Origin of the sequence: Tabrizicola sp. TH137 (genome assembly GCF_002855575.1) — a bacterium.
Lineage (GTDB): Bacteria > Pseudomonadota > Alphaproteobacteria > Rhodobacterales > Rhodobacteraceae > Paragemmobacter.
Window position 1 is genome coordinate 171,089 of the sequence record NZ_PKRQ01000001.1, and the last position, 24,385, is coordinate 195,473.

The 24,385-nt window shown below is 67.4% G+C and carries 29 protein-coding genes; 11 read left to right on the forward strand and 18 right to left on the reverse strand.

Annotation, left to right across the window (positions count from 1 at the left end; genetic code table 11):
- Positions 1 to 10: 10 nt before the first annotated feature.
- The 3 genes from C0V75_RS00830 to cobU form a co-directional block, all read right to left on the reverse strand.
- Positions 11 to 883, reverse strand: a complete 873-nt coding sequence (locus C0V75_RS00830) for a glutathione S-transferase (protein ID WP_101919007.1) — start codon at positions 881 to 883, stop codon at positions 11 to 13.
- Between the two features lie 73 nt (positions 884 to 956).
- Positions 957 to 1,541: a histidine phosphatase family protein gene (locus tag C0V75_RS00835; protein WP_101919008.1), complete on the reverse strand. Its 585-nt coding sequence runs from the start codon at positions 1,539 to 1,541 to the stop codon at positions 957 to 959.
- Positions 1,532 to 2,080 carry a bifunctional adenosylcobinamide kinase/adenosylcobinamide-phosphate guanylyltransferase gene (gene cobU / locus C0V75_RS00840; protein ID WP_101919009.1) on the reverse strand — a complete coding sequence of 183 codons (549 nt, stop codon included), beginning with the start codon at positions 2,078 to 2,080 and terminating at the stop codon, positions 1,532 to 1,534. Before cobU ends, C0V75_RS00835 begins: the two co-directional genes overlap by 10 nt.
- Positions 2,081 to 2,162: 82 nt before the next feature.
- On the opposite strand from cobU, the gene C0V75_RS00845 reads away from it, so the two are divergent.
- The 7 genes from C0V75_RS00845 (at position 2,163) to C0V75_RS00875 (ending at position 8,661) form a co-directional block, all read left to right on the forward strand.
- The gene (locus C0V75_RS00845) at positions 2,163 to 3,041 is read left to right on the forward strand and encodes an RNA polymerase factor sigma-32 (protein ID WP_101919010.1); all 879 of its coding nucleotides are present in this window, start codon (positions 2,163 to 2,165) and stop codon (positions 3,039 to 3,041) included.
- On the forward strand, positions 3,038 to 3,859 hold the full coding sequence (locus C0V75_RS00850) for a ChaN family lipoprotein (RefSeq protein ID WP_101919011.1): 822 nt from the start codon (positions 3,038 to 3,040) through the stop codon (positions 3,857 to 3,859). The genes C0V75_RS00845 and C0V75_RS00850 overlap by 4 nt, the downstream gene beginning before the upstream one ends.
- A 161-nt stretch (positions 3,860 to 4,020) precedes the next feature.
- Positions 4,021 to 5,217, forward strand: coding sequence for a bifunctional phosphopantothenoylcysteine decarboxylase/phosphopantothenate--cysteine ligase CoaBC (gene coaBC, locus C0V75_RS00855; RefSeq protein ID WP_101919012.1), 1,197 nt, complete (start codon positions 4,021 to 4,023; stop codon positions 5,215 to 5,217).
- 64 nt (positions 5,218 to 5,281) lie between these two features.
- Positions 5,282 to 5,746 carry a dUTP diphosphatase gene (gene dut, locus C0V75_RS00860; RefSeq protein WP_101919013.1) on the forward strand — a complete coding sequence of 155 codons (465 nt, stop codon included), beginning with the start codon at positions 5,282 to 5,284 and terminating at the stop codon, positions 5,744 to 5,746.
- Positions 5,743 to 6,780, forward strand: a complete 1,038-nt coding sequence (locus C0V75_RS00865; RefSeq protein WP_101919014.1) for a molybdopterin-synthase adenylyltransferase MoeB — start codon at positions 5,743 to 5,745, stop codon at positions 6,778 to 6,780. Before dut ends, C0V75_RS00865 begins: the two co-directional genes overlap by 4 nt.
- A 209-nt stretch (positions 6,781 to 6,989) precedes the next feature.
- Positions 6,990 to 7,796, forward strand: coding sequence for a transporter substrate-binding domain-containing protein (locus tag C0V75_RS00870; RefSeq protein WP_101919015.1), 807 nt, complete (start codon positions 6,990 to 6,992; stop codon positions 7,794 to 7,796).
- Between the two features lie 67 nt (positions 7,797 to 7,863).
- Positions 7,864 to 8,661: an amino acid ABC transporter permease gene (locus tag C0V75_RS00875; RefSeq protein ID WP_101919016.1), complete on the forward strand. Its 798-nt coding sequence runs from the start codon at positions 7,864 to 7,866 to the stop codon at positions 8,659 to 8,661.
- Here the strand turns inward: C0V75_RS00875 and C0V75_RS00880 are convergent.
- Complete coding sequence (locus C0V75_RS00880) at positions 8,658 to 9,041, reverse strand: MerR family DNA-binding transcriptional regulator (RefSeq protein ID WP_101919017.1); 384 nt, start codon at positions 9,039 to 9,041, stop codon at positions 8,658 to 8,660. The genes C0V75_RS00875 and C0V75_RS00880 overlap by 4 nt on opposite strands.
- A 141-nt stretch (positions 9,042 to 9,182) precedes the next feature.
- On the opposite strand from C0V75_RS00880, the gene C0V75_RS00885 reads away from it, so the two are divergent.
- Positions 9,183 to 9,629 carry a PaaI family thioesterase gene (locus C0V75_RS00885; RefSeq protein ID WP_101919018.1) on the forward strand — a complete coding sequence of 149 codons (447 nt, stop codon included), beginning with the start codon at positions 9,183 to 9,185 and terminating at the stop codon, positions 9,627 to 9,629.
- Positions 9,626 to 10,144 carry a PaaI family thioesterase gene (locus tag C0V75_RS00890; RefSeq protein ID WP_101919019.1) on the forward strand — a complete coding sequence of 173 codons (519 nt, stop codon included), beginning with the start codon at positions 9,626 to 9,628 and terminating at the stop codon, positions 10,142 to 10,144. Before C0V75_RS00885 ends, C0V75_RS00890 begins: the two co-directional genes overlap by 4 nt.
- Before the next feature lie 4 nt (positions 10,145 to 10,148).
- On the opposite strand, the gene C0V75_RS23225 is transcribed toward C0V75_RS00890, so the two are convergent.
- Together C0V75_RS23225 and C0V75_RS00900 are read right to left on the reverse strand one after the other, a co-directional pair.
- Positions 10,149 to 11,309, reverse strand: a complete 1,161-nt coding sequence (locus C0V75_RS23225; RefSeq protein WP_216821384.1) for a globin-coupled sensor protein — start codon at positions 11,307 to 11,309, stop codon at positions 10,149 to 10,151.
- A 198-nt stretch (positions 11,310 to 11,507) separates the two neighbouring features.
- Entirely contained in the window at positions 11,508 to 11,933 is a 426-nt protein-coding gene (locus C0V75_RS00900) for a GNAT family N-acetyltransferase (protein WP_143710366.1), read from the reverse strand.
- Between the two features lie 152 nt (positions 11,934 to 12,085).
- Here C0V75_RS00900 and C0V75_RS00905 point away from each other — a divergent pair, with 152 nt between their 5' ends.
- The gene (locus tag C0V75_RS00905) at positions 12,086 to 13,390 is read left to right on the forward strand and encodes an MATE family efflux transporter (RefSeq protein ID WP_101919021.1); all 1,305 of its coding nucleotides are present in this window, start codon (positions 12,086 to 12,088) and stop codon (positions 13,388 to 13,390) included.
- 70 nt (positions 13,391 to 13,460) lie between these two features.
- The gene (locus C0V75_RS24020) at positions 13,461 to 14,153 is read left to right on the forward strand and encodes a type II CAAX prenyl endopeptidase Rce1 family protein (RefSeq protein ID WP_101919022.1); all 693 of its coding nucleotides are present in this window, start codon (positions 13,461 to 13,463) and stop codon (positions 14,151 to 14,153) included.
- 4 nt (positions 14,154 to 14,157) lie between these two features.
- Here the strand turns inward: C0V75_RS24020 and C0V75_RS00915 are convergent, their stop codons facing one another.
- The 12 genes from C0V75_RS00915 to C0V75_RS23900 all read right to left on the reverse strand — a co-directional run bounded on the left by C0V75_RS00915 (position 14,158) and on the right by C0V75_RS23900 (position 24,329).
- The gene (locus C0V75_RS00915; protein ID WP_101919023.1) at positions 14,158 to 14,922 is read right to left on the reverse strand and encodes a MipA/OmpV family protein; all 765 of its coding nucleotides are present in this window, start codon (positions 14,920 to 14,922) and stop codon (positions 14,158 to 14,160) included.
- 99 nt (positions 14,923 to 15,021) lie between these two features.
- A complete protein-coding gene (locus tag C0V75_RS00920) occupies positions 15,022 to 15,780 on the reverse strand; it encodes a TIGR02186 family protein (RefSeq protein WP_254216381.1) in 759 nt (252 codons plus the stop codon).
- Positions 15,780 to 16,697: a sulfite exporter TauE/SafE family protein gene (locus C0V75_RS00925; RefSeq protein ID WP_101919024.1), complete on the reverse strand. Its 918-nt coding sequence runs from the start codon at positions 16,695 to 16,697 to the stop codon at positions 15,780 to 15,782. The genes C0V75_RS00920 and C0V75_RS00925 overlap by 1 nt, the downstream gene beginning before the upstream one ends.
- Before the next feature lie 78 nt (positions 16,698 to 16,775).
- Positions 16,776 to 17,570 carry a purine-nucleoside phosphorylase gene (locus C0V75_RS00930; RefSeq protein WP_101919025.1) on the reverse strand — a complete coding sequence of 265 codons (795 nt, stop codon included), beginning with the start codon at positions 17,568 to 17,570 and terminating at the stop codon, positions 16,776 to 16,778.
- Position 17,571: 1 nt separating this feature from the next.
- A complete protein-coding gene (locus C0V75_RS00935) occupies positions 17,572 to 18,540 on the reverse strand; it encodes an ABC transporter permease (protein WP_101919026.1) in 969 nt (322 codons plus the stop codon).
- Entirely contained in the window at positions 18,540 to 19,646 is a 1,107-nt protein-coding gene (locus C0V75_RS00940; protein WP_101919027.1) for an ABC transporter permease, read from the reverse strand. Before C0V75_RS00940 ends, C0V75_RS00935 begins: the two co-directional genes overlap by 1 nt.
- Entirely contained in the window at positions 19,646 to 21,190 is a 1,545-nt protein-coding gene (locus C0V75_RS00945; protein WP_101919028.1) for an ABC transporter ATP-binding protein, read from the reverse strand. The genes C0V75_RS00940 and C0V75_RS00945 overlap by 1 nt, the downstream gene beginning before the upstream one ends.
- Before the next feature lie 113 nt (positions 21,191 to 21,303).
- A complete protein-coding gene (locus tag C0V75_RS00950; protein WP_101919029.1) occupies positions 21,304 to 22,299 on the reverse strand; it encodes a BMP family protein in 996 nt (331 codons plus the stop codon).
- 203 nt (positions 22,300 to 22,502) lie between these two features.
- Entirely contained in the window at positions 22,503 to 22,919 is a 417-nt protein-coding gene (locus tag C0V75_RS00955) for a GNAT family N-acetyltransferase (RefSeq protein ID WP_101919030.1), read from the reverse strand.
- Positions 22,916 to 23,539, reverse strand: coding sequence for a tRNA (adenosine(37)-N6)-threonylcarbamoyltransferase complex dimerization subunit type 1 TsaB (gene tsaB, locus C0V75_RS00960; protein WP_101919031.1), 624 nt, complete (start codon positions 23,537 to 23,539; stop codon positions 22,916 to 22,918). Before tsaB ends, C0V75_RS00955 begins: the two co-directional genes overlap by 4 nt.
- Positions 23,529 to 24,089 (reverse strand): NifU family protein, encoded by a 561-nt coding sequence (locus C0V75_RS00965; RefSeq protein WP_101919032.1) that lies wholly within the window; start codon positions 24,087 to 24,089, stop codon positions 23,529 to 23,531. Before C0V75_RS00965 ends, tsaB begins: the two co-directional genes overlap by 11 nt.
- Before the next feature lie 114 nt (positions 24,090 to 24,203).
- On the reverse strand, positions 24,204 to 24,329 hold the full coding sequence (locus C0V75_RS23900) for a hypothetical protein (RefSeq protein ID WP_256377148.1): 126 nt from the start codon (positions 24,327 to 24,329) through the stop codon (positions 24,204 to 24,206).
- Positions 24,330 to 24,385: the final 56 nt, after the last annotated feature.

Below are 24,385 nucleotides of genomic sequence, written 5' to 3' on the forward strand. Positions count from 1 at the left end.
CGGGAATGGTTTATGAACGGTAAAGGGCCATGAAGGCAGGCCAGGCCTCGGGGTCTGCCGCCGTCTTGTCACGGCAGAAGGCGTTGCAGAAGCCGAAGCGGCGGCCGTCCAGTTCCAGAACATGGGTGACGGGGGTGCCGGAATAAGGGCAGTTGCTGTTTTCGGCCTCTGTCCCCTCCACCGGCCGGGCAGGCAGCGGTTTCGGCCCCGGCCAGTCGCGGCGGGGATAGTCGCGGCGGTAGAATTCCTGATCCGGACCGTCCACCAGACCCATCGCGCGCCAGCGGCGGAAGGAAGGGTGGGCGAGATGGGCCGTGACATAATCCATCGCGGCGGGGGTGACGGGCAGGTTGTAGGTGGCGATGCGGGTGGCGACAGGGGCGAACATGGCATCGGCAACGGAATAGGCGCCGCAGAGCCACGGGGTTTTGCTGCCGGTTTCCGAACGCGCCCAGGACCAGATCACGTCAAGGCGGGCGAGATCGGCCAGAACCTCGGGCGGGGGGGCGCAATCGACATAGCTGACGCGCAGGTTCATCGGGCAATAGGAACGCAGCGCGGTGAAGCCTGCATGCATCTCGGCCGCCACGGCGCGGGCGATGGCGCGGGCCTTCGGGTCCGTCGGCCAGAGCCCGGCCTCGGGGTGGCGGGAGGCGAGTTCCTCGGCAATCGCGATGGTTTCGGGGACAACCGCGCCTTCGGGCGTGCGCATCGTCGGCGCCGTCCGCGCGGGATGGAAGGATTTCAGGAGGTTGGGCAATTCATCGGTATAGAGCCGCGCACGGTGCAGGGTCACCGGAATGCCGAAAGCATCGAAGAAGAGCCAGCCGCGCAGGCTCCAGGACGAATAGGCGCGGTCGCCGATGACGAGGTCGTAGGTCATGCTGTTCCCTTCTTTGCCGCGACCATAGCGGCGGGCGCCCCCGGCGGGAAACGCCGATTGCTGATGCGCCCCATCACGGGCAGTGATTGATCGGGCCAAGTTGCCAGCCGCCGGGGCCGTGGTCGATCCGGGTGACCGAGAGGTTGTCGATGCGATGGGCGAAGACATCGACCGGCACGCAGCCCATGGCGCGTTGCACCTGTGTCAGGATCGCGCCGAAATGGGCGACGAGGATCAGGTCACGCCCCCGGTGGGCGGCGATCAGGGCATCGGTGGCGGCGCTGACGCGGGCGGCGGCGTCGTTCCAGCTTTCGCCGCCGGGCGGGGCGTGGAGGCCGGGATCATCCCAATAGGCGAAGGACAGTTCGGGGTGGCTTTTGGCGATGGCATCCCAGGTCTGGCCATCCCAGTCGCCGAAATGCAATTCGCGCAGGCCGGGATGGTGCGGCAGACGGGCGCGACCCACCCCCAGCGCATCGGCAGTGGCCACGGCGCGGATCAGGTCGGACGAGACGAGCAGCGCATCAGAGGGCAGATGTGCGTTCAGGCGGGCGAGCGCAGCCGTGTCGGACAGATCGGCAGGCACGTCGCGCCAGCCGACCATCGTCTTTTCATGCGTGGGTCCGTGCCGCACCCACCAGAGCCGCGTCACATCCATGCGGGAAGCCGTCCCTTCAGCACCATGGGCAGGCCTGCCATGACGCCCAGCACCAGCCCCGCCTGCGCGGCGATCCGCTGGTTCAGGCGCCCTTGCGCATCACGGAAGCTGCGGGCCAGCGCATTGTCGGGCACGATGCCCCAGCCGACCTCGTTCGAGACCACCACCACGGGGGCGGCACAGGCGGCAAGGGCGGCGAGCAAACCGTCGGCCTCATCCGCAAGGTCATGTTCGGCCAGGAGGTGATTGGTCAGCCAGAGCGTGGCGCAATCAACCAGAACCACCTCACCCGCCTGGGCCTCTGCCAGCGCGGCGGTCAGGTCGAGCGGGGCCTCGACCGTGATCCAGCCCTGCCCCCGGTCGGCCCGGTGCCGGGCGATGCGGTCGCGCATCTCGTCATCCCAGGCCTCGGCCGTGGCGATGTAGCGGCGGGTCAGGCCGCTGCCGGTGACAAGGCGTTCCGCCAGCCCGGATTTGCCGGACCGCGCACCACCGATCACGAGGCTGAGAGGGGGAAGCAATAAAATTTCGTCCGGCATTGATCCAGTTTCACGTCCGACCCGTAGAATTCACAAAACGGCAAGAAACTGGCCGATGCGCGTTATCTGACTGGGGGTTACCATGGCACTCGACGGATATACCGACCAAACGATGTCTCGCCAAGCGATGCGGGCGGAACTTCTGGATGCAGAGACGGAATTGCGCCTTGCCTATGCCTGGCGAGACCGGCGCGACGAACAGGCGCTGCATCGGCTGGTGACGGCCTATATGCGCCTTGCCATCAGCATGGCCGCGAAATTCCGCCGCTATGGCGCCCCGATGAATGACCTGATCCAGGAGGCGAGCCTCGGCCTGATGAAGGCCGCCGACAAGTTCGATCCCGATCGCGGCGTGCGGTTTTCGACCTATGCGGTGTGGTGGATCAAGGCGTCGATCCAGGATTACGTGATGCGGAACTGGTCCATGGTGCGGACCGGATCGACCAGCAGTCAGAAGGCGCTGTTCTTCAACCTGCGCCGCGTCCAGGCCAAGCTGGAGCGTGAGGCGGCGGCGCGGGGCGAGACGCTGGACCAGTTCCAGCTGCGCCAGCTTGTCGCGACCGAGGTCGGCGTGCCGCTGGCGGATGTGGAGATGATGGAGGGGCGGCTGTCGGGCTCTGACTTCTCGCTCAATGCCACGCAATCTTCGGATGAAGATGGGCGCGAATGGATCGACGCGCTGGAAGATGACGGCGTTCAGGCGGCCGAGGCCGTGGAAGGCGCGCATGATGCCGAAAGGCTGCGGAACTGGCTGGTGAAGGCGATGCAGGCGCTGAACGCCCGCGAACGCTATATCGTGGCCGAGCGCAAGCTGAAGGACGAACCCCGCACGCTTGAATCGCTGGGCGAGGAGCTGGGCCTGTCGAAGGAACGGGTGCGGCAACTGGAAGCCGCGGCCTTTGCCAAGATGCGGCGCAGCCTCGAATCCCAGTCGCGCGAGGTTTACGCGCTGCTTTCGTGAAGCGCCTCGCCACAGGTCTTTTGCTGTGCCTCGCCTGCGCCGGGGCAGCGTGGTCGCGCGAGATCGGGGAGGACACACTGGACCGTCTGCCGCAGGTGGATGTGTTCTTCCTGGGTGAAATCCATGACAACCCGGTGCATCACCGCCATCAGGCCCGTGCGGTAGAGGCGATCCGCCCCGCCGCCCTCGTCTTCGAGATGCTGGGAGAGCCGCAGGTGGCGGCCCTGCCCGAGGATCGCGGGGATGCCCGCGCCATGGCCCTGGCGACAGAGTGGGAGGCGCGGGGTTGGCCGGATTTCGCCATGTATCATCCGATCTTCACCGCCGCGCCCGAGGCGCGCATCTATGCAGGCGATCCGGGACTGACGGCGGTGCGGCGGGCCCTGCGCGAGGGTGCGGCGGCGGTCTTCGGGCCGGAGGCCGGGCGCTTTGGCCTGACCACGCCGCTGCCAGAGGCGCAACAGGCCGAACGCGAGGCCGATCTGCAGGCCGCCCATTGCAACGCCCTGCCCGGCGAGGCCCTGCCCGGCATGGTAGAGGCGCAGCGCCTGCGCGATGCCGCGCTGGCCCAAGCGGCCCTTCTTGCCCTGGATGAGACCGGGGGGCCGGTGGTGGTGATTGCGGGTGTGGAACATGTGCGCACCGATCTGGGCGCCCCCGCCCTGCTGCGCGGCGCCGCGCCGGGGGTGACCTTCCTGTCCATCGGACAGATGGAAGACATTCCGACCGGGCGGCCGCCCCATCATCTGTGGCTGCTGACCGAAGGCGTGGCGATGCGGGAAGACCCTTGCGCGGTGTTCGAAACCCAGGGCGGGTGACCCAACCGCCTGCCCTTTCTGTCAAAAAATATCCTCAGGGGGTGAGGCCGCAGGCCGAGGGGGGGCGAGCCCCCCCTGCGACCTTCACCGCAAGCGGGAAAGGTTGAGTTCCGCGCCCCTGCCCCCTACACCTGTCGCCACGGGTCCAACGGAGCATCGCCATGCTGACCGGCAAGCGCATCCTTCTGATCATCGGCGGCGGGATCGCGGCCTACAAGACGCTGGAACTGATCCGCCTGCTGCGCAAGGACGGTGCGGCGGTGACGCCGGTGCTGACCAAGGCGGGGGCGGAATTCGTGACACCCTTGTCGGTATCGGCGCTGGCGGGGGAGAAGGTCCATACCGCCCTCTTCGATCTGACGGCAGAGGCGGAGATGGGCCATATCCAGCTCAGCCGGGTGGCCGACCTTCTGGTCGTCGCGCCGGCGACGGCGGATCTGATGGCGAAGATGGCGCAAGGGCGGGCGGATGACCTTGCCTCCACCCTGCTGCTGGCGACCGATACGCCGGTGATGCTGGCGCCCGCGATGAATGTGCGGATGTGGATGCATCCGGCAACGCAGCGGAATATCAAGGTTCTGCAAGGGGATGGCATTCGCTTCGTCGGCCCGGACGAGGGCGAGATGGCCTGCGGCGAATACGGGCCGGGCCGGATGGCAGAGCCTGCGGCGATCCTTGCCGCGATCCGGGCGGCGCTGGTGCAGGGGCCGCTGACGGGGAAGCATGTGCTGGTGACCTCTGGCCCGACGCATGAGCCCATCGACCCGGTGCGCTATATCGCCAACCGGTCATCCGGCGCGCAGGGGACGGCGATTGCGGCAGCGCTGCGCGATCTGGGCGCGCGGGTGACCTTTGTCACCGGGCCTGCGGCGGTGCCGCCGCCCGAGGGTGTGCAGGTGGTGCGGGTGGAAACCGCGCGGGCGATGCTGGAGGCGGTGGAGGCGGCGCTGCCCGCCGATGCTGCCGTGATGGCGGCGGCGGTGGCCGATTGGCGGGTGGCCGAGGAATCCGCCAGCAAGATCAAAAAGGTGGCAGGCGCGGCCGCGCCCTCGCTGACCTTTGCCGAAAACCCCGACATCCTGAAATCGGTGGCGCAGTCCATCGACCGGCGGCCGAAGCTGGTGGTGGGCTTCGCCGCCGAGACAGATGACGTGCTGGCCCATGCGCAGGCCAAGCGGGCGCGCAAGGGGTGCGACTGGATCGTGGCGAATGACGTGTCGCCCGGCACGGGGATCATGGGCGGGACGGAGAATGCGGTGACGCTGATCACGGCATCGGGGGCGGAGCCCTGGCCGCGCCTGCCGAAGGACGAGGTCGCGCGGCGGCTGGCCCTGCGGATCGCGGAGGCGCTGGAGTGACCAAAATTCTTCGAAGAATTTTGCAAAAGTTTTCGAAAACTTTTGGTTTCACAAGGGGTTGGGCATGACTGTCCTGAAGCTGCTGTGGGAGGAATGGGCCGACCGCACGCTCGGCCTTCCCGCCTATGAGACGCCGGGATCGGCGGGGGCGGATATCCGGGCGAACCTGCTGCCCGAGGACCGCGAAAGCGGCTTCACGCTGGACCCGATGCATCGGGCGGTGGTGCCGACCGGGCTGCGGGTGGAGATCCCGCCGGGCTTCGAGATGCAGATCCGGCCCCGGTCGGGGCTGGCGCTGAAACACGGGATCACCCTGCCCAATACGCCGGGGACCATCGACAGCGATTACCGGGGTCCCCTGGGCGTGGCGCTGGTCAATCTGGGGGCGGAGCCTTACACGATCCGGCATGGCGACCGCATCGCACAGATGATCGTGGCCCCGGTGATTCAGGTGCAATTCCAAGAGGTTGATGCCCTGTCCGACACGGCGCGGGGCGCGGGCGGCTTCGGGTCCACGGGCAAGCGATGATCCTTGTTCTGGCAATGGCGGGGGCGCTCTGGGGGATCGGGGCGCTGATGAAGGCGCCGGTGCGGCTGCGTCTGGGGATGATCGTCACGCTCTGGCTGGGGGTGGTGGGGCTGCATCTGCTGCTGCCGGACGGGCATCCGCTGCGGGCTGCGACGGGGGGGGAGGCGCGGGTCTGGCTGGCCTTCGGGGTGGTGGCGGGGATTGTGCTGGGATATCAATCCCTTGTGGCGCGGCTGCGGGCCAAGGCCGCGCCGGTGGAGGCGGCGGCACCTTCGGGGGCCTTTCGTCCGGCGGAGCTGGACCGCTATGCGCGGCACATCATCCTGCGCGAGATCGGTGGGCCGGGGCAGAGAAAGCTGAAGGATTCCAAGGTATTGGTGATCGGGGCCGGGGGGCTTGGATCGCCCGCGCTGATGTATCTGGCGGGGGCGGGGGTGGGCATCCTTGGCTTTGTCGATGATGACATGGTGGATGGGTCGAACCTGCAACGGCAGATCATCCATGCCGATGCGCGGATCGGGATGCCCAAGGTGTTTTCGGCCGAGATCGCGCTGCGGGCGATCAACCCTTTCATCGAATTGCGGCCCTACAAGCGGCGGCTGGAGGAAGAAACGGCGCGGGCGCTGTTTGCCGAGTATGACCTGATCCTGGACGGAACGGACAATTTCGACACGCGCTACATGGTCAACCGGGTGGCGGTCGAACTGGGTAAGCCCCTGATTTCAGGGGCAATTACGCAATGGGAGGGGCAGGTGTCGCTGTTCCATCCGGCGCAAGGCGGGCCCTGCTATGAATGCGTCTTTCCCACCCGCCCTGCCCCCGGCATGGTGCCAAGCTGCGCCGAGGCGGGGGTCGCGGCCCCTCTGCCCGGCGTGATCGGGTCGATCATGGCGATGGAGGCGGTGAAGGAAATCACCGGGGCGGGCGAGACGCTGAAGGGCCGTCTGATGATCCATGATGCGTTGTTTGCAGAGACGCGGGTGATTTCGGTCAGGCGCCGGGCGGATTGCCCGGTCTGCGGCGCAAGCACCTGAGAACGCAGCATTTACCGGGGTGGGCCTGCGAAAACGGCTGTGCCGTTTCCTGTGCCGCCTTTTGTGCAGCAAACTGTGGCCACGCGCGCGGCAGGAAGGAAGATTTAACCCTCTTTCCGGGCGGATTCGGCATCCCCTTCTCTGGACAGGGGCGGGGTCGCACCCCATAGTCTGCCGCCAGACTGGATGCATAAACGGGGAGAACACCGATGACGCTGACTGCATGGGCCGCCGGAGTGACGAGCGGCCTGACGCTGGCCCTGGGCCTGACCGCCACCACCGCCTTTGCGCAGGACGTGCCCGATCTGGGCGGCCGCGAGGTCGTGGTCGTGACCGAGAACGCCTATCCGCCGCTGCAATTCCTGGACAAGGACGGCAAGGCGATCGGCTGGGAATATGACGCGATGGCCGAGATTGCCAAGCGGCTGAACATTACCGTCAAATATGAGAACATCTCCTGGGATGCGATGATCCCGGCGGTGTCGGAAGGCCAGTTCGATCTGGGCATGACCGGCATCACGATCCGCGATGACCGCAAGGACAAGGTGGATTTCTCGGACGCCTATATGCGGTCGGAAATGCTGATGATGGTGCGGGGGGATGAGGAGCGGTTCACGGATGCCGCGTCCTTTGCCGCCAATGCCGATCTTCTGATGGCGGCGCAGCCGGGGACCACGCCCTTCTATGTGGGCGTCTATGAGGTGCTGGACGGCAATGAGGAAAACCCGCGCATCGTGAAGTTCGAAACCTTCGGCGCGGGGCTTGAGGCGCTGCGCGCGGGCGATGTCGATCTCGTCCTGTCCGACAGCACGGCGGCCAATGGCTATGTCGCGTCGTCGGAAGGCGGGCTGAAGATCATCGGCGAGCCGCTGGGGGCCGAGGATTTCGGTTTCATCTTCCCGAAAGGATCTGACCTTGTCGCGCCGATCAATGCGGCCATTGCCAGCATGAAAGCGGATGGCACGCTGGACGCGCTGAACACCAAGTGGTTCCTTGAATACAAGATGGGCGAATGATCCTTCGCACCAGTGACATGAAGGCCCCGGAGGCGATGCCGGGGCCTTTGCTTTGGGGGCCTTTCGCATGACGCCGAACCCGCTGCCGGAGAAGGATTTTCCCTGGTGGCTCGTCCTCGTCTGCGGGGTCGGGCTGTGGCTGTTCTATGAGGTGCTGGCGAACCCGGAATATTCCGCCGTGCTGTCCACCCTGACCAAGGGCATCTGGATCACGGTGATGGTGTCGGTGGTGGCCTATCTGGGGGCCTGCCTTCTGGGCCTTGGCCTTGCGGTGGGCTGCCTGTCGCGGTTCCTGATCCTGCGGCAGGTCTGCCGGTTGTATATCGAGGTGATGCGGGGCGTCCCGATCATCGTGCTGCTGCTCTATGTGGCCTTCGTTCTGGCGCCGCTGGGCGTGGCGGGGATCAATGCGGTGCTGGAGCCCCTGGGGTGGGAGCCGGTGCGGACGCGGGATTTCCCCCTGCTGTGGCGGGCGGTGCTGGCGCTGATCCTGGCCTATGCGGCCTTTCTGGCCGAGATTTTCCGGGCCGGACTTCAGGCGGTGGACAAGGGGCAGGTGGAGGCGGCGCAGGCTTTGGGCCTGAACGGATGGCAGCGGTTCCGGCATATCACCTTTCCCCAGGCGTTCCGGATGATCCTGCCACCCCTGGGCAATGATTTCGTGGCGATGGTGAAGGATTCCTCGCTGGTGTCGGTCCTGGGCGTGGGGGACATCACGCAACTGGCCAAGGTCACGGCGGCAGGGAATTTCAAGTATTTCGAAACCTACAACGTGGCCGCGCTGATCTATCTGACCATGACCATCGGGCTGAGCCTGCTGATGCGGCGGCTGGAGGTGCGGCTGAAGGCGCGCGAGACGCGCTAGGCTTCGGGCAGGCGCGAAAGTTCCTCTTCCGCCGTGGCGCGCAGGCTCTTGAGGTCTTCGCGCGCGGCGGTGAGGTCGGTGATCTGGCGATCCAGCGCGTCAAGCTGCCGGTCGGCGAGCTTGAGCCATGCCTCAAGCTGCGGGCGGGTGCCCTTCTGGCGGTAGATCAGCAGCCATTGGCGGATTTCTTCGAGGGAGAAGCCGAAGCGGCGGCCGCGCAGGATGAGCGTCATGCGCGCCACCTCGCGCGGGCCGTAGAAGCGGGCGCGGCCTTCCTTTTCGGGCTGGAGAAGCTCGATATATTCGTAATAGCGCAGGGTGCGCGGCGTCACGTCGAACCTGGCGCACATCTCCTTGAAGCTGAGGCGGGTGTCGGACATGGGGCATCTCCTTGGCCGGAGCATAGGCCGATGGGGCCTTTGGCGCAACGAATTGCCGTAACGGCAACCAGGGTTCGGGGCCGGGGCGGGGTTGCGCTTGGCCGGCGGGCCGGGATTATTGGCGGCGGAAGGGGTTTGGCAATGTCTGACGTTACGGCACAGGATGTGATGGCGCTGGCCCGGCGGTTCATCGAGGCGATCCCCCATTCGCGCGCGCTGGGGATGCGGCTGGAGTCGCTGGGCGAGGGGCGTGTGGTGATGACCATGCCCTATGACACGCGCTTTGTGGGCGATCCGGCGACGGGGGTGCTGCATGGCGGCGCGGTGTCGGCGCTGATGGATACGGCCAGCGGGGCGGCGGTGATGTGCCACCCGTCGGCCCCGGTTTCGACGGCGACGCTGGACCTGCGGATCGACTATTTCCGCGCGGCGACGCCGGGACAGGCGATCACGGCGCGGGCGGAATGTTACCATGTGACGCGGTCGGTGGCCTTTGTGCGGGTGACAGCGACGGATGAGGATGACAGCCGCCCCGTGGCGGCGGCGACGGGGGTCTTCACGCTGGACCGGCCGAGGGGTGTGAAATGACGCGCGAGCGGCCGGAACCGGTGCAGGTGATCAAGCAGCGGCGCGACGGGGCGCTGAAGACGCTGCTGTCCGGGGTGCCCTATATCCAGTATCTGGGCATCCAGTTCGACCGGCGCGGCGATGAGCTGACGGCGATCCTGCCCTTTGACGACAAGCTGATCGGGAACCCGGCGCTGCCTGCGCTGCATGGCGGGGTGACGGCGGCCTTTCTGGAGGTGGCGGCGATCATCGAGCTGAGCTGGTCGATCCTGTGGGAGGAGATGGAGGCGGGCAAGCTGGACCCTGCGGCGATCGCGGACCGGCCGCTGCGCTTGCCCAAGACCATCGACTTCACGGTGGATTACCTGCGGACGGGCCTGCCGCGCGATGCCTATGCACGGGCGCGGGTGAACCGGTCGGGGCGGCGCTATGCGAGCGTGCATGTGGAGGCCTGGCAGGACAACCGCGCCCGGCTTTTCGCGCAGGGCACGGGGCATTTCCTGATGCCCGCCGGGCCTGACGACCCGGCGGAATAGGCGGTCAGCCGGCGAGGGCGAAGGCGGAGGGGGCGTAGCGGACGGGGGCGGATTTGGCCTTCGGCTTGCGCGCCTGCATCCCCTCGGCGCCACTGCCGATCTCTCCGGCGAGGCCGGAGAGGCGCAGGACGGTGGTGTTGATCTCTTCCACGGCTGTCGCCTGTTCCACCGAGGTATCGGCGATGGAGGCGACGAGGGTGCCGGTCTGCTGGATTTCCGGCACCAGACGGGTGAGGGTCGCGGCGGCGGAGCGGGCGGCGGTCAGGCTGCCCGAGGTGGCGGTGTCGATCTCGGCCGCGGCTTCGGCGGAGCGTTCGGCGAGGCGGCGGACCTCGGTCGCGACCACGGCGAAGCCTGCGCCCTGGGCGCCTGCGCGGGCCGCCTCGACCGCCGCATTCAGGGCGAGGAGATCGGTCTGGCGGGCGATTTCGGTCACCACCTTGATGCGGGTGGCGATCTCTTCCATGGCGAGCATGGTGGAGCGCACCGCCTCGCCCCCGGCGACGGCGTTTTCCGACACGCGCAGCGCGGCCTCCTTGGTGGCCTGGGCGGCGGTAGCGTTTTCCTTGATGGAGGCGGAAAGCTCTTCGATCGTTGAGGATACCTCGGTCACCGAGGCGGCCAGCGTATCGGCGATGTCGCGTTCCTGTTCGGCCTTGGCGCGGCGTTCGACATCCAGCGCCTCGAAATAGGTGGAGATGCCGTAATCCATGTCGAGCATGGCAAGGCGGAAGTAGATCGACAGGAGGCGGGTTGCTTCGCCCGTCTTCGCCCGGCCGAAGAGGCCGGAGGAGAGGAGGCTGGGGAAGAAATCCTCGATGATGCCGCGGAAGATGAGCGAATAGCTGTCCATGTACCAGCGCGGTTCCAGCCCGATGCGGGCATGGATGCGGCCGATGCGGGTGACGAGGGCGACGTAATCCTCGTCGATCTTGCCGGAGGTGAGGCGGCCCCAATGCGTCATCTGCAACTGCTTGGCACGGTTGGCATGGGCCTCGTCCTGGAAGAAGCGCGAGGTTTTGGGGGTTTTCAGGATGGTGTCATAGGCACGGTCCAGGATCGGGCCGAGCGCCGCCATCAGCGCCGCGGAATGCCGCCCTGCGAGGGCGAGGTCCTCTTCCGTAAGCCCCAGATAGGCCAGCCGTTCCTGTAGATCCGATTGCATCTTCTTCGTCCCTTGAGCCGACAGGTAACCCCCTGCCAGATGAGGCTACGGGCGCGCACGGGGCGGGCTTAGGGAAAGGCAAGGATGAAACATAAAATGTGAATATGATGATTCTTCGGCATGGGTTTCACGGTCTCGCGGCGGGGCGGCGCGGTGGTCAGGGGCCTGTCCTGCCGCGCGAGGGCCGGGCGCGGGCGGTCAGCGGATGGCCATCTGGAAATAGGCCATGGTCTCTTCGGGTTCGGACATGAATTTGCTGTAGAGCGCGCGGGCGGCCGCATTGTCGGGTTCGGTTGCGACCCAGGCCTCGACGCAGCCGGCGCCCTTGCCCCAGAGCAGCGCTTCCTCCAGCAGGCGGGTGGCGATCCCCTGCCGCAGATGGGTGGGCGCGACGCCGAGATTGTCGATATAGAGCTGGGTCGGCCCGTCAGGCTGATGGTGCAGGATGGCGCGGATCTGGCCGATGACAAGGCCCTCGGCGCGGGCGACGACCAGAAGATGGGTGTCGCAGGCGACGAAGGCGGCAAGCTTTTCGGGGTCGATCTCGTCATCGAAGATCTCGGGGTCCACCGGGCCGAGGCTGCGGGCCGTGTCGGGGCCGAGGCGGAAGATTTCAAGGCGCATGGCGGCTCTCCTTCGATGCGGGGCGCAGTGGCGGATGGCCGGGCAGTCTAGACAGCGGGACGCCCTGAGAAAAGGGCGGGGCGCTCCCTCGGGCCTGGCCTGCACCATGCCCCCTTCCCCCTGCCCTGCCCTTCGGTCACTCTGCCCCCATCATGACCGACCTGACCCATGGCCGCCTTCTGAAGATCGCGGCGCCCATCGTGATCTCGAATGCGACCGTGCCGCTGCTGGGGGCGGTGGATACGGGCGTGGTGGGGCAGATGGGGGCGGCGGCGCCGATCGGGGCGGTGGGGATCGGGGCGGTGATCCTGACGATGCTCTACTGGGTGTTCGGCTTCCTGCGGATGGGGACGACGGGCCTTGCCGCGCAGGCGCATGGCGCGGGGGACAGGGCCGAGCGCGGGGCGATCCTGCTGCGCGCCCTGCTGATCGGGGTGGGCGCGGGGGTGGTGTTCATCCTGTTGCAGGGCTGGCTGTTCCGGGCGGCCTTTGCCATCGCCCCCGCCGGGGCGGAGGTGGAGGCGCTGGCGCGCGACTATCTGGCCATCCGCATCTGGGGCGCGCCTGCGACCATTGCCGCCTATGCGGTGACCGGCTGGCTGATCGCGGTAGAGCGGACGCGGGCGGTGCTGGTGCTGCAACTCTGGATCAACGGGGTGAATGTGGCGCTGGACCTGTGGTTCGTGCTGGGCCTGGGCTGGGGCGTGCAGGGCGTGGCCATCGCCACGCTGATCGCGGAGTGGAGCGGGCTGGTGCTGGGCCTCTGGCTGTGCCGGGACGGGCTGCTGCCGGTGTGGCGGGCGGCGGTGGCGCGGGTGCCGGATGGGGCGGCGCTGCGGGTGATGTTCGCGGTGAACCGGGATATCATGCTGCGGTCGGTGCTGTTGCAGGCGAGTTTCACGAGTTTCGTCTTTCTGGGCGCGCGGCAGGGGGATGTGGTGCTGGCCGCCAATCAGGTGCTGATGCAGTTCCTGTCGATCACGGCCTATGCGCTGGACGGGTTCGCCTTCGCGGCCGAGACGCTGGTCGGGCAGGCGGTGGGCGCGCGGGCGCGGGAGGCCGTGCGGCAGGCGGCACGGATGGCGATGCTCTGGGGCGTTCTGGGGGCCGGGGCGCTGGCGGCGGGGTTCGGGCTGGCGGGGCCCTGGATCATCGACCTGATGACGACGGCGCCCGAGGTGCGGGCGGCGGCGCGGGATTTCCTGCCCTGGCTGGTGGTGGCGCCGCTGATCGGGGTGTTTTCCTGGATCTATGACGGCATCTTCATCGGGGCCACGCTGACGGCCGAGATGCGGCGAACGATGGCGATATCGGTTGCCTGCTATGGGGTGGCGGTGCTGCTGCTGCCGCCCGTCTTTGGCAATCACGGCCTCTGGGCCGCGCTGATGGTGCTGAACATCGCGCGGGGGGTGACGATGGCGCGGGTCGCCGGGCGGGCCGAGGCGAAGGCGGCTTGACAGGCAGGGCGGAGGCGGGCAATTGCAACGCCCCTTCCCCCTGACCGATCCGCCACGACGGAGCCTTGCGATGACCGACCGTTCCTTTCCGATCCGCACCTGTGCCGCCATCCTTGTCGGCCTGCCCGGCGTGGTGGCCCTGCCCTTTCTTGCCGATCTGCCACCGGGCCTTCCGCCGCTGGCGGTGATGGCCAATCCGGCGATCCTGCTGATCCTGATGGCGCTGGCGGGGGCCTGGGCCGCGCCGAAGCTGGGCCTGCGATCGGTGCTGGTGCTGGGGTCGCGGATCGGGTGGCGGGAGCTGGCCTACTGGGCGGGCGCCGGTGTGGCGGCGGGGCTGGCTGTGGCGAAGCTTGACCATGCGCTGGCCCCGCTCTGGGCGGTGGAGGGGGTGGCCAGCCTGCGCGAGGGGCGCACGGCGGCGATGGTGGCGCTGGGTGTGCTTTATGGCGGGATGGTGGAAGAGGTGATCTTCCGCTGGGGTTTGCTGGCGCTGGTGGCGCTGGGGCTGATGCGGGTGCTGCCGCGCCGGGCGGCGCTATGGGGCGCGGCGGGACTCGCGGCGCTGGCCTTTGCCCTGGCGCATCTGCCCGCCGTGGCGATGGGGGTGGAGGCGGTCACCCTGCCCCTGATCCTGCGGACGCTGCTGTGGAATGCGGCGCTTGGCCTGATCTATGGCGCGGCGCTGCTGCGGCAGGGGCTGGAGGCGGCGATGCTGGCCCATGCGGCCACGCATCTGGGCTTTGCGCTGGCGGCGCTGTAGCGGATCAGAAGGCCCAGCCGAGACCGAGGCGCAGGGTCATCTGGTCGCGGTCGCCCGCCTGCACGATGGGGCTGTCGGCGGCGTCGCCAAGTAGGCGGCGATAGCCGATGGCGGCGGTCAGGGTGGTGCGGTCGGTCAGGTCATAGCTCGCGCCGAGGGTGAGGCCCGCATCGCGCAGGCCGCCGCCGGGGGCATAGGCGGGCAGGCCGCTGGCCGCCGCACCGGCGGCGGTGATGCCGTAATAGGTCTGGGCGAAATTGGCATCCATGGCCGAGACGGAGGCCGAGGCGAAGACCGCCATCCGGTCGGAGACCGGCTGCCGCCAATCGGCAGAGAGGCTGGCCAGAACCCCGTCATGCGTGCCGCTGACATCGGCCAGAAGGTCCGCCGAAAGCGCCACCGTGCCGTTCAGCGGGACGCTGACGAAGGCGCCGAGTTCCAGCGCATCCTCGGTTTCGGGCAGGGCCGCGACCTGCGGATTGTCCACATCGGAGGATCGGCCGAAGCGGTAATTCAGCACCGGACCGGCCGCGACGGGACCGGCGATCAGATCGGCCCGCAGGCCGGTGCCGCGCAGATCGAGCGTCACATCGCCGAAGGAGAAGCTGCCATTGATGGCGGGGCGGAGGCTGTAATCGGCGGAGCCGTCATAATCGGGGACCAGAGCAAAGCCGAATGCGAGGCTGTTTTCCGGCGCGGCCTGCGCCAGGGCGGCCGGGGCGAGGGCAAAGGCGGCAATCGTGACAAGTGACAGGCGGGCGGGGGTCATCGGGGCTCCTTTCCGTTTGCGGAAAGGTTGGGATCGGGGCGGGGTTGCGCAAGGCGGGGGATGAGCCCCCCACCCCGCCCCTCGCGGTTTCGTGAGAGGTCAGGTCCGGATGAGCCGGAAGCCCGCCGAGGCGGCCCAGCCGGCGAAGGCGGCCATGGCGAGCGCGAGCAGGCCATAGGCCCAGGGCGCCTCGCGCGAGAGGTTGAAGAGCAGGCGTTCCAGCCCCTCTTTCCGCACGCCGATGACGCGGTCCTGCGCATCGACCACCCGCCCCTCGCGCGTCAGGAAGATGCGGACTCGGTATTCGCCTTCGGTCAGGTTGGCGGGCAGCACGATATCGGCGCGGAAGAGGGTCTGTTCGGTGAATTCCACCGCCCCTTGCAGCACCCGGTAGCGGCCTTCGTTGATGCGGATGCGCTGCATCGCCTCGATGAAACTGGCGGTGTCGCCGGCCTCGGTCGCGGCGCCGACGGCGCGGATCACGCGGGGGAGCGAGATGCGGTGGCGCAGGTCCTCGGTTTCCGAAAGGATCGAGCGCAGGGGGCCGGTGGTGGCCACGGCGTAGAAGGAGGGGGCGGCGTCCACGGCGACGGCTTCGGTATTCACCCAGATGCCTGCGACACGGTCCTTCTTGCGGATGGTCACCGGCATGGCGGGGCCTTCGACGGTGACGATGACCTCGAGCGGGGTTTCCGGCGGCGGGGCGTCGCGCTTGACCGCGCCGTAGATCAGGATTTCCGACCCGTCGAAATTGGCGGTGATGGAGACGCGGTTCTGGCTCATCCCCGCGACGATGCCTTCGGAGGCGGCGGCGGGCGAGGCGATCAGGGCAAGGAACAGGGCCAGTGCGCGGCGGATCACGGCAAGACCCCCGGCATGACGGAGTAAAGCTCGGTCGGGCGAAGGAGGAGGTCCAGCGCGATCTTGACCGAGACGGCCAGCACCAGAAGCGCCAGCAGGATGCGCAACTGTTCGGCCTTCAGCCGCACGCCGACCGAGGTGCCGATCTGCGCGCCGATCACACCGCCAAGGATGAGGAGGAGCGCGAGAAGGATATCCACCGTCTGGCTGGTGACGGCATGCATGAAGGTGGTGAAGGCGGTGACGAAGATGATCTGGAAGAGCGAGGTGCCGACCACGACCTTGGTGGGCATTCCCAGCAGGTAGATCATCGCCGGGACCATGACGAAACCGCCCCCCACCCCCATGATGGCGGCAAGAAAACCCACCAGCGCGCCCACGGCGAGGGGGGGCAGGACCGAGATATAAAGGCCCGAGGCGCGGAATTTCATCTTCAGCGGCAGGCCATGCACCCAGGTATGGACATGCGACCGCCGCACCGGCCCGCCCTTCTGCGCGCGGAACCAGGCGCGCAGCGATTCCTGCAGCATCATGCTGCCGATCAGGCCGAGGAAGAGGACATAGGAGAGCTGGACGAAGAGATCGACCTGGCCCAGCCGCGTCATCCATTGAAAGACCCAGATGCCCGCGCCCGACCCGGCCATCCCGCCGACCAGAAGCACCGTGCCCATGCGGAAATCCACCGCCTTGCGCCGGACCTGGGCCAGAACGCCCGACACGGAAGAGGCCACCACCTGATTGGCCCCGGTCGCCACGGCGACGGCAGGCGGAACCCCGATGAAGAAGAGAAGCGGGGTGATCAGGAAGCCGCCGCCCACGCCGAACATGCCGGACAGAAAGCCGACCATGCCCCCAAGCCCGAGAAGCAGGAAGGCATTGACCGATACTTCGGCAATCGGAAGGTAGAGTTGCATGGGCCCGGCCCGATGGGGAAGCGGCGTCTTGCCAAAGGGTTGCGCCCCTTTGGCGCGCAAGTCAAACGCTTGCCCGCCTCATCGGAGGTGGCGCAGGAAATGCCGCAGCACCCGTTCCAGTTTTGCCGCACCCAGGGGCGCCATGGCCTTGGTATGTTCGTGGCTGATCTTCTCGTCCGACAGGCCCGCCGCCATGTTGGTGATGGTGGAAATCGCCGCGACCTTCAGGCCGAGGAAGCGGGCGAGGATCACTTCCGGCACGGTGGACATGCCCACCGCATCGCCGCCAAGGATGCGGATGGCGCGAATCTCGGCCGGGGTTTCGAAGGAGGGGCCGGAATACCAGGCATAGACGCCTTCGGGCAGGGGGATGCCTTCGGCCTCGGCACTGGCCTTCAGGGCGGCGCGGAGGGCGGGGTCATGCGCATCGCCCATCGGGACGAAGCGGGCATCCGTGGCCTCGCCGATCAGCGGGTTGAGGCCCGAGAAGTTGATATGGTCCGACAGCAGCATCAGGTCGCCGGGGCGGATGTCGGGGCGCAGGCTGCCTGCGGCATTGGTGGCGATGAGGCTATCCGCGCCCAGGGCCTTCAGCAGGTCGAGTGCGGGGCGCATCGCGGAGGGGTTGCCCTTTTCGTAGTAATGTTCCCGCGCGCCGAAGACGGCGACGCGGACCCCTTCCAGATCGCCGATGACAAGGTTGGGGTTATGCCCCGACACGCCCGCATGGGGAAAGCCCGGCAGATCGGCATAGGGGATGGCCACCCCGTCCACCGCCCCCGCCAGATGGCCGAGGCCGGAGCCGAGGATCAGGCCCAGCCGGACCGGGGCTTCGCCCGCGCGGGCGCGGACGAGGGAGAGGGTATCGGTCACCTTACCGTTCCTTCACATAGGGTTCGCCCCCCGCCCGCGGCGGGATGGCCTTGCCGACAAAGCCCGCCAGCACCAGCACCGTCAGCACATAGGGCAGCGCATCGAGGAAGGGGACGGGGATCTTGACCTGCACCACCGCCTCGACCACGTCGGGACGCAGGGCCAGCGCCTGGAAGAACCCGAAAAGAAGGCAGGCCCAAAGCGCCGCCACGGGCCGCCATTTGGCAAAGATCAGGGCGGCCAGCGCGATATAGCCGCGCCCGGCCGTCATCTCGCGCCCGAAACCGGCCTGAAGGGCAGTGGCCATATAGGCCCCGGCCAGACCGCAGAGGATGCCGGTGATGGCGACGGCGGCAAAGCGCAGCCCCTTGACCGAGATGCCCGCCGTATCCACCGCCGCCGGATTTTCCCCCACCGCGCGCAGGCGCAGGCCAAAGCGGGTGCGGAACAATATCCACCAGGTCAGCGGCACGGTGAGGACCGCGACATAGACCAGCAGGGAATGGCCCGAGATCACCTCGTGATAAAGCGGGCCGAGGATGGGGACGGATTGCAGTTCCTCGGCAAAGGGAAGGGTGATGGGGTGGAAGCGGGCCTCGCCCTCCAGCGGCGGGGTGCGGCCGCCCTGGCCGAAGAGGCGCTGCGCGACAAGCACGGTGATGCCGGAGGCCACGAAATTCAGCGCCACGCCCGAGATGAGCTGGTTGCCCCGGAAGGTGATGGAGGCGATGCCATGGATCCCCGCCATCAGCATGGAGGCGAGGATGCCCGCCATCAGCCCCGCCCAGACCGACCCCGTCAGGAAGGCGACGGAGGCCGAGGACATGGCGGCCATCAGCATCTTGCCTTCCAGCCCGATGTCGAAGATGCCCGCCCGTTCGGAGTAAAGCCCGGCAAGGCAGGCAAAGAGCAGCGGCGTGGCAAGGCGGATCGTGGAGTCGAGGATTTGCAGAAGCGTGGCGTAATCCATCACGCGGCCCCCTTCGCCAGACGTCCCGCGCGGAACAGGTTGAAGATCCAGGTCAGCAGCATCCGCACCATCATGTCCAAGGCACCGGTGAAGAGGATGACAAGGCCCTGGACCACGGTCCGCATCTCGATCGGGATCTTGGTCCAGAGGCCAAGCTCTGCGCCCCCCTGGAAGAGGAAGCCGAAGAGGAGGGCGGCCAGCACCACGCCGACAGGATGGTTGCGCCCCATCAGCGCGACCGCGATGCCGATGAAACCCGCGCCAGAGGCGGAATTGCCCAGAAGGCGCTCTGCCTCGCCCATCACGTTGTTGATGGCCATCATCCCGGCAAGCCCCCCGGAGATCAGCATGGCCAGCATGATGATCCCGAAGGGCGAGATGCCCGCATAGCGCGCGGCGGGTTCCGATTTGCCGAAGGCGCGGATCGCATAGCCCAGCCGCGTGCGCCACAACAGCGCCCAGACCACCACCGCCATGGCCAGCGCGATGAAGAGCGTCACATTGGCCGGCACGCCCGAGGTGAAGATCAGGCTGAGGCCCGGCAGTTCGTTCAAGGTGGGCAGGTGGACGGCTTCGGGGAAGTTGGCCGTGGCCGGGTCCATCTGCCCGTCGGGGCGCAGCACATCGACCAGCATGAAGATCAGGAAGGCCGAGGCGATGTAGTTGAACATGATCGTGGTGATCACGATATGGCTGCCGCGTTTCGCTTGCAGATAGGCCGGGATCGCCGCCCAGGCCGCGCCAAAGGCGGCCCCGGCAAAGGTCGCCCCGATCAGGGCAAGCGACCAGTGCGGCCAGGGCAGGAACAGGCAGCAGAGCGCGACGCCGAGGCCGCCAAGCTGTGCCTGCCCCTCGCCGCCGATGTTGAAGAGACCGGCATGGAAGGCCACGGTCACGGCCAGCCCGGTAAACATGAAGGAGGTGGCGTAATAGAGCGTGTAGCCCCAGCCATAGGCGTTCATCACCGAGCCCTGCACCATCACGGTGATCGCCTCCCACGGATCCTGCCCGATGGCGAGGATGACGAGGGCGGCAATCGTCGCGGCGAGGAGGAGCGAGATCAGGGGGACAAGGGCCAGATCGGCCCAGCGCGGCAGGCGTTCCATCAGGCGGCCTCTCCTTTCCCGGTCATCCCGGCCATCATCAGGCCGAGGTCGCGTTCATCGGTCGTCTCGGGGTCGCGGAAGCCCATGATGCGCCCGTCGAACATCACCGCGATGCGGTCCGACAGGCTGCGGATTTCATCGAGTTCCACGCTCACGAGAAGGATCGCCTTGCCCTGATCGCGAAGGCTGACGATCTGCTTGTGGATGAATTCGATGGCCCCGATATCCACCCCGCGCGTCGGCTGGCCGATCAGCAGCAGGTCGGGATTGCGTTCGATCTCCCGCGCCACGACGATCTTCTGCTGGTTGCCACCCGAAAAGCTTTTGGCGGCGAGGGTCGGGATCGGCGGGCGCACGTCGAAGGTGGCCATCTTCTTTTCGGTATCGGCGCGCAGGGCGTCATTGTCCATGAAGAGGGCGTTCTTCTGGTATTCCGGCGCGTCGTGATAGCCGAAGGCCACATTCTCCCACGCCGTGAAATCCATGATCAGGCCCAGCGCCTGCCGATCCTCGGGCACATGGGCGATGCCCGCCGCCCGGCGCGACCGCGCGTCGGACCCCTTGCCGGACAGGGGCAGGTCGGCCCCTTTCAGTGTGACCTTGCCGGTGGCGCGTGCGATGCCGCCCAGCGCCTCCAGCAGTTCCGATTGCCCGTTTCCGGCAACACCCGCGATCCCCAGAATCTCGCCCGCGCGAATCTCGAAGCTGACGCCTTTCAGGCGTTCCACCCCATGTTCATCGACCACGCGTAGGTCTTCGACCTTGAGCACGGTGCGGCCCAGCATCGCGGGTTTCTTCTCCACCTCCAGAAGCACCTTGCGGCCCACCATGAGTTCGGCAAGCTGTTCGGGGCTGGTCTCAGCGGTCTTGACCGTGCCGACCATGGTGCCGCGCCGCATGACCGAGACATTGTCGGTCGTCTCCATGATCTCGCGCAGCTTGTGGGTGATGAGGATGATGGTCTTGCCCTGATCGCGCAGCCCCTTGAGGATGCGGAACAGGTGATCGGCCTCGGCCGGGGTCAGCACGCCCGTCGGTTCATCAAGGATCAGGATATCGGCCTGACGGTACAGCGCCTTGAGGATCTCCACCCGCTGCTGATGGCCGACGGAGAGGTCTTCGATCACCGCGTCGGGATCGACATCCAGTTCATATTCCCGCGCGAGATCGGTCAGCACCTTGCGCGCCTTGGAGAGGGACCCCGCGAGCAGCGCCCCCTCTTCCGCCCCGAGGACGACGTTTTCGAGGACGGTGAAATTCTGCACCAGCTTGAAATGCTGGAAGACCATGCCGATGCCGGCGCGGATGGCGCTCTGGCTGTCGGGGATGGTGGTGGGCTGGCCGTTGATCAGGATCTCGCCCGAATCGGCGCGGTAGAAGCCGTAGAGGATGGACATCAGCGTGGACTTGCCCGCGCCGTTTTCGCCGATGATCCCGTGGATCGTGCCTTTCGGCACGGCGATGTGGATGTCCTTGTTGGCCTGCACCGGACCGAAGGCCTTTGAAATGCCCTTCAGTTCGATGGCGTAGCGCGCATCCGCCATTTCGTTCCCCCTGTTCCGTTGCCCGTCTTTTCACTGCGGGTTCGACCGGTCCGTATCAAAGATGCCGCGCCAAGGGTCTGGCGCGGCATCCGCTGTTGCATGCCGTCAGGCGATCAGAACGTGGCCGCCGGGCAGGTGTTGTCGGACATGTAGTCGTGAACCACCAGTTCGCCCGACTTGATCTTGGCGGCGGCGGCATCGACGGCGGCCTGCATGTCGGCGGTCACGAGCGCGGCATTGTGTTCGTCCATCGCATAGCCCACGCCGTCATTGGCCAGACCCATGACGTTGATGCCGGGGGTCAGGTCGGTGCCTTCCTTGAAGGCCTCATAGACCGCGTTGTCCACGCGCTTGAGCATCGAGGTCAGGACCGAGCCGGGATGCATGTAGTTCTGGTTGCTGTCCACGCCGATCGACAGGATGCCTTCGTCGGCAGCGGCCTGAAGCACGCCGACGCCTGTGCCGCCCGCAGCGGCATAGATCACATCCGCACCCTGTGCCTTCTGGCCCTTGGCCAGTTCCGCGCCCTTGACGGGGTCATTCCAGGCGGCCGGGGTGGTGCCGGTCATGTTCAGAACGATGGTCGCATCGGGGTTCACGGCCTTCACGCCCTGGGCATAGCCGCAGCCGAACTTGCGGATCAGCGGGATGTCCATGCCGCCGATGAAGCCGACGGTCCCGGTCTTGGAGGCGAGGCCGGCCATCATGCCGACGAGGTAGGAGCCTTCATGTTCGTTGAACACCACCGATTTGACGTTGGGCGCATCCACGACCATGTCGATGATGGCGAATTTGGTGTCCGGGAAATCCGGCGCGACCTTGGTCAGCGCATCGCCGAAGGCGAAGCCCGTCATCACGATCGGGTTGGAGCCCGCTTCGGCCAGACGGCGCAGCGCCTGTTCGCGCTGGGCTTCGTCCTGCATCTCCAGTTCCTTGTAGGTGCCACCGGTTTCCTGGGCCCAGCGTTCGGCCCCGTTGAAGGCGGCCTCGTTGAAGGATTTGTCGAACTTGCCGCCAAGATCGAAGATCACGGCCGGTTCGGCCGCGGCGACGCCGGCCGTCAGCGCCAGCGTGGCAGCCGCGCCGAGGAAGTGCTTCATAAGGGTCATACTGGTCTCCCGGTTGTCATTATGGGTCGTGGTCTGGCACCGCCCCATCCTTTCGGCCGGGCGTCGGTTCAGCGCCAGTTTAGGGCGGATTCGCGACGGAGGGTCAACACCTCATTGTGAAGCGGGGCGGCCGGATTTGACTTATTGATCAAGAATGCGGCAGGCGACGTTGCGGCATGGGGGCGGCACGGGTCAGACCGGGGTCAGGCCAGCGCGCGCTGCATCATGATGGCCGCGAGGCGGCTGCCATCGGGGCGGGCGTAATAGCCCGGGCGCCGCCCGGATTCGGCGAATCCCTGCCCGGTATAGAGGGCGCGGGCGGCGGCGTTGTCCTCGGCCACTTCGAGGAAGGCGAGGGCGGCGCTGCGCAGCCGGGCCTGATAGAGGAAGCGCGCAACCAGCTTGCGCCCCAGCCCGCGGCGGCGCGCCTCGGGCGCGACGGCGAGGGTGAGGAGTTCGGCCTCCCCCGCAACGGCACGGCCAAGGAGGAAGCCCGCATCGCCTTCGACCAGAAGAAAGGCGAGCGGGTCGGAAAGGAAGGCCGCGAAGGCCGCCTCGGACCAGGGCGGGGGGCTGCTGAAGCAGCGCGCATGCAGGGCGGCGAGATCGGCGGGGGTCACGGCAGGATCACCGGCGGCGGATCGGAGGGCGGCGCGGCATCGGCGCCGCGCAGGTAGAAGGGGGCGGGGCGGGGTTGGTCTGTGCCAAGACGCATGGCGGCGATCCTGGCGATGGCATGGTGCAGCGGCAGGGCAGGCGGCAGGGCCTGCGGCCCGGCCGCCGAGCCCGTGGCCGCGCCGGTAGGATGGGCGATATCGCCCATCCTACGCAGGGCCGCAGCGCCTGCCCCTTCGGCGGTGAAGCTCTGGACATAGGCCTCGTCCCGCCGGGCATCCTCGATCACCGTCACCGGGCGCGGCAGGCCATGGGCCAGCGCCTCGAGCCGCGTCACCCCGATGGCCGGGATGCCCAGCGACAGCGCCAGCCCGCGCGCCGCCGCAACGGCGATGCGGACGCCGGTGAAATTGCCGGGGCCGGTGCCGACGGCGAGGGCATCGAGATCGCGCCAGCCCTGCCCTGCCTGGGCCAGCAGCTCTTCGCAAAGCGGCAGCAGGCGTTCGGCCTGCCCCTTGTCCATCGCCTCCCAGGCCTCGGCCAGGATCCGGTCGCCGGACAGCAAAGCGGCCGCGCAATGCGCGGCCGATGTGTCGAAGGCAAGGATCAGGGGATCAGGCCGCAACGGGCCGGACCTCCAGCACCTCGGGGATGTAATGGCGAAGGAGGTTCTCGATCCCCATCTTCAGCGTCAGGGTCGAGGACGGGCAGCCCGCGCAGGCGCCCTGCATGTGCAGATAGACAACGCCCCGGTCAAAGCCGTGGAAGGTGATGTCGCCGCCATCCTGCGCCACGGCGGGCCGCACGCGGGTATCGAGGAGTTCCTTGATCTGGCGGACGATGTCGCCATCCTCGCCCGTATGTTCGGCATGGCCGCCGGCGGCGCCCTCGCCTTCGATCACGGCGGCGCCGGATTGGTAATGTTCCATGATCGCGCCCAGGATCGCGGGCTTGATATGGTCCCATTCGGCGCTTTCGGCCTTGGTCACGGTGACGAAATCGGTGCCGAAGAAGACACCCGTCACCCCGCCCGTGGCGAAGATGCGCCGGGCCAGCGGCGATTTCGCCGCCGCTTCGGCATTGGGGAAATCGGCGGTGCCAAGCTCCAGCACGGTTTGCCCCGGCAGGAATTTCAGCGTGGCGGGATTGGGGGTGGATTCGGTCTGGATGAACATTTCGCCACCTCCGGGGGGCTTGTCCGACAATTCCCCTCGGATATGCGCCTTGGGCGGGACGCTGTCAAGTTTGGAACGGTTCTAAATCCTGACTCCCGGTCATCACCTGCGGGATCAGGGTTCCCAATAGGCATACATCTGCGCCAGCGCGGCGCGGCAGCGCAACGGATCGGTGGCGCGGCGCATCAGAAGGCGCAGGGGCGCGGGCAGGATCAGGGAATAGGGGCGGCGATGGCGCATATGCATGCTCCTTCCGGTCGTCCCCCCTGCCGCGATCATGCCGCGGCGCGGCGTGC